Origin of the sequence: Streptomyces sp. NPDC048192 (assembly GCF_043202415.1) — a bacterium.
Taxonomy (GTDB): domain Bacteria; phylum Actinomycetota; class Actinomycetes; order Streptomycetales; family Streptomycetaceae; genus Streptomyces.
On record NZ_JBIDAL010000003.1, the window covers coordinates 289,180 to 301,767 of the forward strand.

Here is a 12,588-nt window from a genome sequence, read left to right on the forward strand (position 1 = left end):
GGGCATGATGCCCAAAGCGCCCCAACCGCCCGAAGAAGAGCGCGGTCGGCCGTCCTCGCCCGGTCTCGACGAACGGATCACCGGCGCCCTCGTCGGGGCCGCCGTCGGCGACGCCCTCGGCGGCCCCGTCGAGGGGTACTCCCCCGACCAGATCACCGAGCGCCACGGCGGGCGCGTCCACGGCGTCGTCGGCCCCTGGCACGGCGAGGCCTGGCGCACCGCCCGCCCCCTCGCCCCGTACCACAAGGGCGACGGCCACGTCACCGACGACACCCTGATGACCCACGCCCTGGTCCGGGTGTACGCCCGCGTCCGCGACCACCTCGACGCGTACGCCGTCGCCGACCATCTGGTGCCGGACCTGATGACGAACCCGCGCTGGATCCCGGAGCTGGAGACCGAGACCCTGCCGCTGCACCGCCTCTTCCTCGCCGAGAAGTGGCTGGTGGCCCGGCTCGCCTACGGTCACGCGGACCCCCGGGAGGCGGGCACCGGCAACATCGTCAACTGCGGCGCGGCGATGTACATGGCCCCCGTCGGCCTGGTCAACGCGGCCAACCCGGCCGCCGCCTACGCCGAGGCGCTGGACGTCGCCGGCGCGCACCAGTCGTCGTACGGCCGTGAGGCGGCCGGTGTCCTGGCCGCGGCCGTCGCCGCCGCCGCGGCGCCGGGCGCGACCCCGGACTCGGTCGTCGCCGCGTGCCTGTCCCTGGCGAAGGACGGCACCCGTGAGGCGATCGAGAAGGTCTGCGAAGTGGCCGCGGGGCACCGGGACTTCGAGTCGGCGCTGCGGCCGCTGCGCGCGGCGGTCGCCCCGTACGACACCGTCGGCCCCGACTACCGCGCGCCCTCCCTCGGCGCCCGCCGCCCCTCCCGGCTCCACGCGATCGAGGAACTCCCCGTCGCGCTGGGCATGCTGGTGGTCTCCGGCGGCGACTACCGGCACGCCGTGCTCGGCGCGGTCAACTACGGCCGCGACTGCGACTCGATCGCGACGATGGCCGGTGCGCTGGCCGGCGCCCTGGGCTCGCCGGTCCCCGAGGACTGGGCGAAGACGGTGGCGGAGGCCAGCCGGCTGGACCTGTGGGAGCCGGCCCGCACGCTCGCCGAGGTCACGCGGGAGGTCTTCCGGCGGGACGTGGACCGGCGGCGCGCGCACGAGCGGGCGTTCGCGGACCTCGGGGGCGCCGCATGCTCCGACTGACCTGGGTCCAGCCGGAGGACCTGCTCGGCCACGAGATCCGCCAGGCCCGGCTGGACGGGCGCGAGCCGTCCCGGATCGAGGCGCGCTGGCGGGCGGCGGGCGGCCCGGACGCGCCGCTCCGCGCGGGCGCTTCCCCGCACGGCGTGTCCCGCTACCTGCGGCTGCTGGCGGAGGACCTGCTGGACGAACTGGCCGACCTGCCCAGCGCGTTGTCGGAGGACGAGCCGACGGACCTGGCCCGCATCAGGTCCCTGTGCCCTCACTGGCCGGCGCCCCCTGCGCGGACGGGCGGTGCGGCGCCCGCGCCGGCCGCCCTCGAAGCCGCCTGGCTGGGCCGGGCCATCGGGTGCCTCCTCGGCAAACCCGTCGAGAAGCTCCCCCTCGACGGCATCCGCGCCCTCGCCCGCGCCGCCGGCAACTGGCCCCTCACCGCGTACTTCACGGCACGCGGCGTCCCGGACGGACTGCTCGCCGAGTACCCCTGGAACCGGCGCTCGGCCGCCACCTCGCTCGCCGAGAACATCGACGGCATGCCGCAGGACGACGACCTCGACTACCCCCTGCTCAATCTGCTGCTCCTGCGGCGCCACGGAAGGACGTTCACCACCGCCGACGTCGCCCGGCTCTGGCTGGACGAACTCCCGCCCGGCCGCGCCTTCACCGCCGAGCGCATCGCGTACCGCAACCTGCTCACCGGCATCGAACCCCCGCACACGGCCCGCCACCGCAACCCCTTCCGCGAGTGGATCGGCGCCCTGATCCGCGCCGACGTGCACGGCTGGACCAACCCCGGCGACCCGGCCGCCGCTGCGGAGCAGGCGCACCGGGACGCGGCCCTCACCCACACCGCCAACGGCGTGTACGCGGCGATGTTCACCGCCGCCGTCATCGCCGCGGCCGCCACCGGCGAGCAGGACGTCCACGCCTGTCTGCGCACCGGCCGCACGGTGGTCCCGCCCCGCTCCCGGCTCGCGCGGGCGATCGACCACGCCGTCGGACTGGCCACGGCCCACGAGGACTTCGACGAGGTCGTGGACCGGCTGCACGCCCGCTACTCCCCCGCCCACCACTGGGTCCACGCCATCCCCAACACCGCCCTGCTCGCCGCAGCCCTCACCCACGCCGACGGCGACTTCACCGGCTCCGTCTGCCGCGCCGTGTCGGGCGGCTGGGACACGGACTCCACCGGCGCCACGGCCGGAAGCGTCGCCGGGCTGCTCGCGCGCGACCCCGCCGCCCTCCCCGAGCGCTGGCGCGCCCCGCTGAAGAACCGGCTCGCCACCACCGTCGCCGACTTCGACGGCACCGGCTTCGACACCCTCGCCCACCTCACCCACCAGGCAGCCCACTGGGAGGCGATCCGCTCATGACCCACATCGTCGTCCTCGGCAGTACCAACATGGACCTCGTCACCTACGTCGCGAAGGCCCCGCAGCGCGGCGAGACCGTGACGGGACGGGAGTTCCGCACGATCCCCGGCGGCAAGGGCGCCAACCAGGCGATCGCCGCGGCCCGCGCCGGCGCCACCGTCTCGATGATCGGCGCGGTCGGCAACGACGCCTTCGGCCTGCGGCTGCGCGACACCCTCGAACACTCCGGTGTGGACACCGACTCCCTGCGCACGGTCGAGGGCCCGTCCGGCACCGCGCACATCGTGGTGGACGACGAGGGCGCCAACTCGATCGTGGTCATCCCCGGTGCGAACGGCACCGTCGACCATCTCTCGCCCGGCGACGAGGGCGTGATCGCCTCCGCCGACGCCCTGCTGCTCCAACTGGAGATCCCGCTGCGCGCGGTCGTGCTGGGCGCCGAGGCGGCCCGCCGGCACGGGGTCCGTACGGTGCTCACCCCGTCCCCGGCGCAACCGCTGCCGCCCGAACTCCTCGCCGTCACCGACCTGTTGGTGCCCAACGAGTACGAGGCGCTGACCCTCACCGGCCGCACCGACCCGCGTGAGGCCGCCGCCGACCTGCTGCGGCAGGTGCCCGAGGTCGTCGTCACCCTGGGCGCGACCGGCTGTCTGTATCTGGCCCGGGGCGCCGAGCCGCTGGTGGTCCCGGCGCCGCGGGTGACCGCCGTCGACTCCACCGGCGCCGGGGACACCTTCGTGGGCGCGCTCGCGGTGGCCCTGGCCGAGGAGAAGCCGGTGCGGGAGGCGCTGTCCTGGGCGGCGGCCGCCGCGGCGATCTCCGTCCAGCGGGCCGGGGCGTCGGTGTCGATGCCGTACCGTCCGGAGATCGACGCCCTGTGCACCGCATGAGCACGACGACCCCGCCGCTCGCCGGTGTGCGGGTGCTGGACCTGGCGACGCTGTTCGCGGGTCCGCTGGCCGCCACCCTGCTCGGCGACTTCGGCGCCGACGTGATCAAGGTGGAGCATCCGCGCAGGCCCGACCCCTCCCGCGGGCACGGCCCGGCCAAGCACGGCGTCGGCCTGTGGTGGAAGGTACTGGGCCGCAACAAGCGGACCATCACCCTGGACCTGTCCACGCCCGGCGGCCGGGCCGTGCTGCTGCGGCTCGCCGCCACCGCCGACGTGGTGGTCGAGAACTTCCGCCCGGGGACCCTGGAGAAGTGGGCGCTGGGCTGGCAGGAGCTGTCGGCCGTCAACCCCCGGCTGGTCCTCGCCCGGGTGACGGCCTTCGGCCAGTTCGGCCCGTACGCGCACCGGCCCGGATTCGGCACCCTCGCCGAGGCGCTGAGCGGCTTCGCCGCGATCACCGGCGAGCCGGACGCGCCGCCCACGCTGCCGCCCTTCGGGCTGGCGGACTCCGTCGCCGGTCTCGCGACCGCCTGCGCCGTGCTCACCGCGCTGGCCGCGCGGGAGCGCACCGGCGCCGGGCAGGTCGTGGACACGGCCATCATCGAGCCGATCCTGTCGGTCCTCGGCCCCCAGCTCACCTGGTACGACCAGCTCGGTCACGTCCAGCCGCGCACCGGCAACCGCTCCGTGAACAACGCCCCGCGCAACACCTACCGCACCGCCGACGGCCACTGGGTCGCGGTCTCCACCTCCGCGCACTCGGTCGCGGAGCGGGTGGTGCGGCTGGTGGGCCGCCCCGAACTGGCGGAGCAGCCGTGGTTCGCCACCGGCGCGGACCGGGCCGCCCACGCCGGTGAACTGGACGAGGCGGTCGGCTCGTGGATCGCCGCCCGCACCCGCGCCGAGGTGCTCGCGGCGTTCGAGAAGGCGGAGGCGGCGGTGGCCCCGGTCCAGGACGTCCGGGACGTGCTGGCCGACCCCCAGTACCAGGCGCTGGGCACGGTCACCACCGTCGACGACCCGGAACTGGGCCCGCTGCGCATGCAGAACGTCCTCTTCCGGCTCTCCGCCACGCCCGGCGCGATCCGCTGGGCCGGCCGCCCGCACGGCGCCGACACCGACGCGGTCCTCACCGAGCTGGGTCTCACCCCGGCCGAGCTGCACACCCTGCGCGAGGAGGGCGCCCTGTGACACCGCACCCGCTGACCTGGCTCTACGTCCCCGGCGACCGCCCGCCCGTGGTGGCCAAGGCGCTGGCCGCGGGCGCCGACGTGGTGGTGATCGACCTGGAGGACGCGGTCGCCCCGGACCGCAAGGAGTACGCCCGTGCCGCCACCGCCGAGCGCCTCGCCGACCCCCAGCCGGTGCCGGTGCACGTCCGCGTCAACTCCCTCGACAGCCCCTGGGCGGCCGCCGACCTGGGCGCGCTGGCGGGGCTGCCGGGCCTGTCCGGCCTGCGGCTGCCGAACGTGACGGGCCCGGCCGAGATCCTGCGGGTCGCCGCCGCCACCCCGGTGCCGCTGTACGCCCTGCTGGAGACGGCCCTCGGCATCGAGCGCGCGTACGCGATCGCCTCCGCGCACCCCGCGCTGCGGGGCATCGCCCTCGGCGAGGCCGATCTCCGCGCCGACCTGGGCGTACGGGCCGACGCGGGTCTCGACTGGCCGCGGTCCCGGGTGATCGTCGCCGCCCGCGCGGCCGGCCTCGCCCCGCCGCCGCAGTCGGTCCACCCCGACATCCGGGACCTGGACGGCCTCGCCGCGTCCTGCGCCCACGGCCGCGCCCTCGGCTTCCTGGGCCGCGCCGCGATCCACCCCCGCCAGCTCCCGGTGATCGAGCGGGCCTATCTGCCCACCCCGGCGGAGATCGAACACGCCGAGACGGTCGTCAAGGCAGCGGCGGCGCAGCCGGGCGCCCAGGCTCTGCCGGACGGCCGCTTCATCGACGCGGCCGTGGTGACGACGGCCCGGCGCACCCTGTCCCTGGCCCACAGACGGTGACCGTCTTCCGGCCGGCCCCGCACACGCCGAGGGCGCCCGGAAGATCCAGGCGCCCTCGGTGTCGTACGGCGGGTGGTCAGCTCTTCTTCGTCGCCGACTCGGGCTCGTCCTTCGCCTCCACCGGCTCCGCCTGCTCCACGGCCTCCGGCTCGGCCTTGCTCTCCTCCGCTTCGGCCTCCGCCTTCTGCTCCGGCTTGTCCTCCGCCTCGGCGGCGTCCGGCGTCTCACCGGCGGCCTCGGCGACCGCCTCCGGTTCCACCACGGCCTCCCTGCCCGGCCGCTTCTTCGACGACACCACGATGTACGCCACCGCCGCGAGGAACACGAGCATCGCGGTCCAGTCGTTCAGACGGAGGCCCAGGATGTGGTGGGCGTCGTCCACGCGCATGTACTCGATCCAGCCGCGGCCCACGCAGTACGCGGCGACGTACAGGGCGAAGGCCCGGCCGTGCCCCAGCGAGAAGCGGCGGTCGGCCCAGATCACCAGCAGGGCCACGCCGATGCACCACAGGGACTCGTACAGGAAGGTCGGGTGGTAGTAGCCCGGCACCCGGCCGCCCTCGGAGGAGGTGATGTGCAGCGCCCAGGGAACGTGCGTCTCGCGGCCGTACAGCTCCTGGTTGAACCAGTTTCCCCAGCGGCCGATGGCCTGCGCGAGCGCGATGCCGGGGGCGACGGCGTCCGCGTACGCCGGCATCGGGATGCCGCGGCGGCGCGCGCCGATCCACGCGCCGAGCGCGCCGAGCGCGATCGCGCCCCAGATGCCCAGGCCGCCCTGCCACACCTTGAAGGCGTCCACCCAGTCACGGCCGGGGCTGAAGTACAGCTCGTAGTCCGTGATCACGTGGTACAGCCGGCCGCCGACCAGGCCGAACGGCACAGCCCAGACCGCGATGTCGGCGACCGTCCCGGCCCGCCCGCCGCGGGCGATCCAGCGCTTGTTGCCGAGCCAGACGGCGACGAAGACGCCGATGATGATGCAGAAGGCGTAGCCGCGCAGCGGGATGGGGCCGAGATACAGCACCCCGCGCGACGGGCTGGGAATGTAGGCAAGTTCCATGGCAGGTCCGACGCTACCGTGCCGGGCCGTGGTGACGGCAAGCAGCCCGGCTACGGGTGGATAACGGGGGCGTGGGAACGGGCCCCGAAAAGGACCCCGGGAGGAAGGTCCTCAACCGCGGTCGGCCGCCTCCACCATCTGCTTGAGCTTGGCCGGGGTCATCGTCTGGTCCTGGTAGATGTTCTTGCCGTTGAGCAGGACCGCGGGCGTGCCGGTGAAGCCGCCGGACTGGAACGCCTTGTGCGACTTCTCCACCCAGCTGTCGTGGGTGCCGTCCTCGACGCACTTTCGGAAGGCGGGCGTGTCCAGGCCGGTGACCTTGCCGGCCAGCTCGACGAGTTTGTCGTTGCTGCTGAACGCGTCGTCGGTCTCCTTGGGCTGGTTCGCGTACAGCACGTCGTGGTAGTCGCGGAACTTTCCGGCGTCCTGGGCGCAGGCCGCGGCGTTGGCCCCGCGCAGGGAGCCGGTGCCACCGAGATTGCCGTCGATCAGCCGGACCAGGTGGTACTCGATTCTGAGCTTGCCGGAGTCGGCCAGTTCGTGGAGCGTGGGGCGGTAGGCGGTCTCGAAGGCCTGGCAGGCCGGGCAGCGGACGTCCTCCCAGACGGTGAGCGTGGACTTCGCGGCGTCCTTGCCGACCGGGATCGCGAGACTGTCCTTGCCCTGCGCTCCCGAGGGCGCCACGACCGGACCTGCCGCCTTCTCACCGCCCTTGTCCTTGCCGGCGTTCGCGGCGACGACGCCGATGACCGCCGCGAGGCCCAGGACGCAGACGACGCTCGCGCCCACGATCAGCGTGCGCCGGCGCTTCTCCGCCGCCTTCTGCTTCTCGCGCTCGACCGCCAGCCGCTCCCGGGCCGCGCGCTTTCCCTCATGGTTCTTCTCGCTCACACCCCCAGAACGAACCGGGGAGGCACAGCGCGCCTCCCCGGTCCCAGGTCCACCCGTTCGAGTGACCGGGTGATCCGACAGGGGTGTTCTGATACGGAAAGTGACCCGCCGGCGAAAGTGACCTGCGGTTACGCCTGTCCGCGCACGCCCTTGGCCAGCTCTCCGGCCAGCTCGCGGACCGCCTCGATCCCGGCCGCGTGGTCGGGGGCGTCCAGCATCCGCTTCACGAAGGCCGAGCCGACGATCACGCCGTCGGCGAAGCCGGCGACCTCGGCGGCCTGAGCTCCGTTGGAGACGCCGAGGCCGACGCAGACGGGCAGCCCGGTGCCGGTGGCGCGGGTGCGCTCGACCAGGTTCTGGGCCTGCGCGCCGACGGATTCCCGGGTGCCGGTGACGCCCATCAGCGAGGCGGCGTAGACGAAGCCGCTGCCCGCCGCGGTGATCTGGGCGAGCCGCTCGTCCTTGCTGCTCGGCGCCACGACGAAGACGGTCGCCAGACCGTGCTTCTCGGCGTGCTCCCGCCACAGCGCCGACTCCTGCACCGGCAGGTCGGGCAGGATGCAGCCCGCGCCGCCCGCCTCGGCCAGCTCGGCGGTGAACCGCTCGACGCCGTAGCGGTCGATGGGGTTCCAGTACGTCATGACGAGCACCGGCTTGCCGGTCGCGTCGCAGGCCTCGCGGACCGTGCGCATGACGTCGGCGATCCTGACGCCGCCGCGCAGGGCGATGTCGTCGGCGGTCTGGATGACCGGGCCGTCGAGGACGGGGTCGCTGTGCGGCAGACCGACCTCCACGACGTCCGCACCGCCGTCGAAGACGGCCTTGATCGCCTCGATGCCGCCGTCCACGGTCGGGAACCCGGCCGGGAGGTAGGCGATGAGCGCGGACCGGCCCTCGGCCTTCGCGCCCGCGAGCGTGTCCGTCAGCAGCCGGATGTTCCCGCTCACTTGGCGTCCCCCTCGATCTCGGCGGTGGCGGTCTCGTCGGCGGCCACCTCGGCGTCGGTGTCGTACAGGCCGAAGTAGCGGGCGGCGGTGTCCATGTCCTTGTCTCCGCGGCCGGACAGGTTGACGACGATCAGCCCGTCCGGGCCCAGCTCCCTGCCGACGTCCAGGGCGCCGGCGAGGGCGTGGGCGCTCTCGATGGCCGGGATGATGCCCTCGGTGCGGGACAGCAGGCGCAGGGCCTGCATGGCCGCGTCGTCGGTGACCGCGCGGTACTCGCCGCGGCCGGTGTCCTTCAGGTAGGAGTGCTCCGGGCCGATGCCCGGGTAGTCCAGACCGGCCGAGATGGAGTACGGCTCGGTGATCTGGCCCTCGTCGTCCTGCAGGACGTAGGAGCGGGAGCCGTGCAGGATGCCCGGTTCGCCCGCGGTCAGGGTGGCGGCGTGCTCGCCGGTCTCGATGCCGTGCCCCGCGGGCTCGCAGCCGATGAGCCGCACGCCCTCGTCGGGGATGAAGGCGTGGAACAGGCCGATGGCGTTGGAACCGCCGCCGACGCAGGCGATCGCGGCGTCGGGCAGCCGGCCGGCGCGCTCCAGGAGCTGGCGGCGGGCCTCCACGCCGATCACGCGGTGGAAGTCGCGGACCATGGCCGGGAAGGGGTGGGGCCCGGCGACGGTCCCGAACAGGTAGTGGGTGTGGTCGACGTTGGCGACCCAGTCGCGGAACGCCTCGTTGATGGCGTCCTTCAGGGTGCGGCTGCCGGACTTCACGGCGACGACCTCGGCGCCGAGCATCCGCATCCGGGCCACGTTCAGGGCCTGCCGCCTGGTGTCGACCTCGCCCATGTAGATGGTGCAGTCGAGGCCGAACAGCGCGCAGGCGGTGGCGGTGGCGACGCCGTGCTGTCCGGCGCCGGTCTCCGCGATGACGCGCGTCTTGCCCATCCGCTTGGTGAGCAGGGCCTGGCCGAGCACGTTGTTGATCTTGTGGGAGCCGGTGTGGTTGAGGTCCTCGCGCTTGAGGAAGACGCGGGCGCCGCCGGCGTGCTCGGCGAACCGGGGGACCTCGGTGAGCGCCGACGGGCGGCCGGTGTAGTGGACCAGCAGGTCGTCGAGTTCGCGGGCGAACTCAGGGTCCTGCTTGGCCTTGTCGTACTCGACGGCGACCTCGTCCACGGCGGCGACGAGGGCCTCCGGGATGAACTTGCCGCCGAACGCGCCGAAGTAGCCCTCGGCGCTGGGCACCTGGCCGGTGGGGTCAGGGAAGAAGAAATCGCTGGGCATGCGAATACCTCACGGTGAGTGCGTGAAAAGACACTGTTCGCCGTGGGGGCGGGGGTTCGTCTGCCGGCCGCGTGCCGTCAGTGGTTGCTCGCGCCCGCGCGGCGGTGGCCGCACATCGGACAGAGCCCCGCGCCCCTGACGGGGCGCTGCCATCGACGCCCGTTCACCTGACCGGGCTCGTCACCGATGACGTACCGCACCCGGCGGCCGTGGACACGCCGGGCCGGGGCGCGGCAGCCCCGGGGGCGGCAGCCGCGCGCCAGGCGCGCGTGCCGGTCCACGGTCGTCACGGTGAGGTTCATCGGGGTCAGCCTACCGTGATCAGCTCCGGCCGTGCCGCAGCGCGGGGTGCTCGCCCGCGGCGACCAGGTCGGCGACGGCGGTCCTGGGGTCGCGGCCGGTGACCAGGGACTCGCCCACCAGGACGGCGTCGGCGCCGGCGTTGGCGTAGGCGATCAGGTCGTGCGGGCCGCGGACGCCGGACTCGGCGACCTTGACGAGGTGGTCGGGGATCTCCGGCGCGACCCGCTCGAACGTGCCGCGGTCGACCTCCAGCGTCTTCAGGTTGCGCGCGTTGACGCCGATGACCTTGGCGCCCGCGTCCACGGCCCGCTCCACCTCGTCCTCGTCGTGCACCTCGACGAGCGGGGTGAGCCCGATCGACTCGGCGCGCTCGATCAGCGACTCCAGGGCCGGCTGGTCCAGGGCGGCCACGATCAGCAGCGCGAGGTCGGCGCCGTACGCGCGTGCCTCCCACAGCTGGTACGACGTGACGATGAAGTCCTTGCGCAGGACGGGGATGTCCACGCGTGCGCGGACGGCCTCCAGGTCCGCCAGCGAGCCGCCGAAGCGGCGCTGTTCGGTGAGGACGGAGATGACGGCCGCGCCGCCCGCCTCGTAGTCCGCGGCCAGTCCGGCCGGGTCGGCGATCGCCGCCAGCGCGCCCTTGGAGGGGCTGGAGCGCTTGACCTCGCAGATCACCTTGACGCCGTCGCCCTTGAGCGCGGCCACCCCGTCCTTCGCGGCGGGGGCCTTGGCCGCGCGCTCCTTGAGCTCGTCGAGGCTGACGCGTGCCTGCCGCTCCGCGAGGTCGGCACGGACGCCGTCGATGATCTCGTCGAGCACACTCACGCGAGCGGCCCCCTTTCAGACGGTGGTTCCTTCGGGTTCCTTCAGCTCGTGAAACCCGTGGTCATTGCGATGGTATCCGGAGGTGTGGCCGGCTCTCGCATCCGGTGGACGCCGGTCCCAGTACCTGGACGTTCCGGTGATGATCAAGGATGCAACCAGCCACCGGACGGCAGGTTCCGGACAAGCGTGAACACCAGCAGCAGCACGCCGATCGCCCGCATCGGCGCCGGCCGCAGCTCCAGCCGGAACGGCCGGCCCCGCACCGCGCGGACCACCCATACGGTCCACAGCACGGCGAAGCCCAGGTAGGCGGCCACGCCCAGCGCGTTGTCCCGCAGGGCGGCGAGCAGGTCGCCGTGGACGAAGGCGTGCGCGCTGCGCAGCCCGCCGCAGCCGGGGCAGTACAGGCCGGTGAGCCGGTACAGGGGGCAGACGGGGTAGTGACCCGGCTGCCCCGGGTCGACGGCCCCGACGTACGCGAAGGCGCCGGCGACGGCCGCGAGCAGCCCCGCGGGGACGGCGAGCCGCCGCCACACCGTGGCTCGGGGGGCCGGTGGTGCGACCGTGGACGGGACCGGGCACGTGTCGGGGTTCACCCCAGCATTGTCCCCTGCGATCCGGTGCCCCGCGCGCCGGTGCGCGAAGAGGGCCGGGAGACGCCGAGGGGCGGCCCGCACCCGGTGCGGGTGCCGGGCCGCCCCTCGGGGGAAGCCGTGTGCGCGGTCAGCTCTCCACGCCGGCCGGCTCGCGGGTCGCGGCGGGGGCGCCGGCGACCTTGAGCGGCTTGGGGTTGTGGCCGAGGCCCATGGCGCGCATGATGCCGCCGACCACCGCGCCGCCGGCGATGAGCACCATGCCGGCCCAGAAACCGACGGGCTGGGCCATCACCATGAAGGCACCCGCCACGCAGAAACCGATGAAGGAAATGATGACACCGGTCCAGGCGGCCGGGGTGTGACCGTGGCCGTGGCTGCTGCCCGCCATGTCTGTGCTCCTCGTTGCTGTGTACGTGTCCAGGGGGAGCGTCGTACTGACGTACGGCTCCGAGCCCGTCCGTCGCTGACCGAGCCGGACGCTCGCGTCCATTGTCCCGTACGCGCGCGTCCGCCGGACGCGGGGGTGGCGTCTGGTTCGCCACATCCCGCCCGGGGTCAGGAACCGGTCGGGTCCTCGCCCCGGTCCAGGGCCTTCCAGAGCTCCTCGGGGCGCTCGGGGTCGACCGGGCGGGCGGTGCGGCGCGGGCGGTCGGCGCCGCGCTCGTAGCGGCCGGACATCGCGGGCCAGCGGCTGCCGAAGCGCAGCGCGAGCAGGCCGGCCAGCAGGATCAGCGCGCCGCCGGCGGCCGCGACGTAGGGCCAGCCGGTGTGGCTGAGCGCGGCGACGGTGGCGGAGGTGTCGCCGCTCGCCTGGGCCGCCTTCTCGTCCAGCGCGGAGTTGTCGGAGGCGGCCACGAGAGCGGCGGCCACGATGCCCGCGCCGGACAGGGCGAGCAGCGCGGCGACGAGGAGCCGGCCGGCCCTGCGGACGGCGAAGACGGCGACGAGCGCGGCGAGGCCCACTATCGCGAGGGCCGCGGGGACGCCCGTGACGTCGCTGCCCTTGGCGGTCAGCGGGAAGGTTCCGCCGGCCACCGACGCGGTGCCCTCCGCCCAGCGCTGCCGGGTCGCGAGCAGGGCCACGGCCGCGCCGAGCGCACCGCACAGGAGGGCCACGGCGAGGCTCCGGCGGCCGGACCGGGCGGGACCGGCGGCTTCGGTACGGGGGTGAGGTACGGCAGTCACGTAGTCCACTATCGCCTGAACCCCGGGCGAAC

The 12,588-nt window shown here is 74.2% G+C and carries 14 protein-coding genes; 5 read left to right on the top strand and 9 right to left on the bottom strand.

Annotated elements, in window-relative coordinates:
* The first annotated feature begins 7 nt into the window (after positions 1-7).
* Genes ACGFZN_RS06935 through ACGFZN_RS06955 form a run of 5 tightly spaced genes read left to right on the top strand, consistent with a single transcriptional unit; the run spans position 8 to position 5,466 of the window.
* Entirely contained in the window at positions 8-1,204 is a 1,197-nt protein-coding gene (locus tag ACGFZN_RS06935) for an ADP-ribosylglycohydrolase family protein (RefSeq protein WP_393857686.1), read from the top strand.
* Positions 1,192-2,574: an ADP-ribosylglycohydrolase family protein gene (locus ACGFZN_RS06940; protein ID WP_393857433.1), complete on the top strand. Its 1,383-nt coding sequence runs from the start codon at positions 1,192-1,194 to the stop codon at positions 2,572-2,574. The genes ACGFZN_RS06935 and ACGFZN_RS06940 overlap by 13 nt, the downstream gene beginning before the upstream one ends.
* Positions 2,571-3,464, top strand: a complete 894-nt coding sequence (gene rbsK, locus ACGFZN_RS06945) for a ribokinase (RefSeq protein WP_393857434.1) — start codon at positions 2,571-2,573, stop codon at positions 3,462-3,464. The genes ACGFZN_RS06940 and rbsK overlap by 4 nt, the downstream gene beginning before the upstream one ends.
* Positions 3,461-4,657 carry a CaiB/BaiF CoA transferase family protein gene (locus tag ACGFZN_RS06950; protein WP_393857435.1) on the top strand — a complete coding sequence of 399 codons (1,197 nt, stop codon included), beginning with the start codon at positions 3,461-3,463 and terminating at the stop codon, positions 4,655-4,657. The genes rbsK and ACGFZN_RS06950 overlap by 4 nt, the downstream gene beginning before the upstream one ends.
* Complete coding sequence (locus tag ACGFZN_RS06955) at positions 4,654-5,466, top strand: HpcH/HpaI aldolase/citrate lyase family protein (protein ID WP_393857436.1); 813 nt, start codon at positions 4,654-4,656, stop codon at positions 5,464-5,466. Before ACGFZN_RS06950 ends, ACGFZN_RS06955 begins: the two co-directional genes overlap by 4 nt.
* Before the next feature lie 76 nt (positions 5,467-5,542).
* Here the strand turns inward: ACGFZN_RS06955 and lgt are convergent, their stop codons facing one another.
* The 9 genes from lgt to ACGFZN_RS07000 form a co-directional block, all read right to left on the bottom strand.
* Positions 5,543-6,526 (bottom strand): prolipoprotein diacylglyceryl transferase, encoded by a 984-nt coding sequence (gene lgt / locus ACGFZN_RS06960; protein ID WP_393857437.1) that lies wholly within the window; start codon positions 6,524-6,526, stop codon positions 5,543-5,545.
* 111 nt (positions 6,527-6,637) lie between these two features.
* Positions 6,638-7,417: a DsbA family protein gene (locus tag ACGFZN_RS06965; protein ID WP_393857438.1), complete on the bottom strand. Its 780-nt coding sequence runs from the start codon at positions 7,415-7,417 to the stop codon at positions 6,638-6,640.
* 128 nt (positions 7,418-7,545) lie between these two features.
* The gene (gene trpA, locus ACGFZN_RS06970) at positions 7,546-8,364 is read right to left on the bottom strand and encodes a tryptophan synthase subunit alpha (protein ID WP_393857439.1); all 819 of its coding nucleotides are present in this window, start codon (positions 8,362-8,364) and stop codon (positions 7,546-7,548) included.
* Positions 8,361-9,644 carry a tryptophan synthase subunit beta gene (gene trpB / locus ACGFZN_RS06975; protein WP_393857440.1) on the bottom strand — a complete coding sequence of 428 codons (1,284 nt, stop codon included), beginning with the start codon at positions 9,642-9,644 and terminating at the stop codon, positions 8,361-8,363. The genes trpA and trpB overlap by 4 nt, the downstream gene beginning before the upstream one ends.
* 77 nt (positions 9,645-9,721) lie before the next feature.
* Positions 9,722-9,946, bottom strand: a complete 225-nt coding sequence (gene trpM, locus ACGFZN_RS06980) for a tryptophan biosynthesis modulator TrpM (protein WP_393857441.1) — start codon at positions 9,944-9,946, stop codon at positions 9,722-9,724.
* Positions 9,947-9,965: 19 nt separating this feature from the next.
* Entirely contained in the window at positions 9,966-10,775 is an 810-nt protein-coding gene (trpC, locus tag ACGFZN_RS06985) for an indole-3-glycerol phosphate synthase TrpC (protein WP_393857442.1), read from the bottom strand.
* 143 nt (positions 10,776-10,918) lie between these two features.
* Complete coding sequence (locus ACGFZN_RS06990) at positions 10,919-11,371, bottom strand: DUF2752 domain-containing protein (protein ID WP_393857443.1); 453 nt, start codon at positions 11,369-11,371, stop codon at positions 10,919-10,921.
* 127 nt (positions 11,372-11,498) lie between these two features.
* Complete coding sequence (locus ACGFZN_RS06995; protein ID WP_393857444.1) at positions 11,499-11,759, bottom strand: HGxxPAAW family protein; 261 nt, start codon at positions 11,757-11,759, stop codon at positions 11,499-11,501.
* Between the two features lie 167 nt (positions 11,760-11,926).
* Positions 11,927-12,565 (bottom strand): TIGR02234 family membrane protein, encoded by a 639-nt coding sequence (locus ACGFZN_RS07000; RefSeq protein ID WP_393857445.1) that lies wholly within the window; start codon positions 12,563-12,565, stop codon positions 11,927-11,929.
* Between the last annotated feature and the right edge of the window lie 23 nt (positions 12,566-12,588).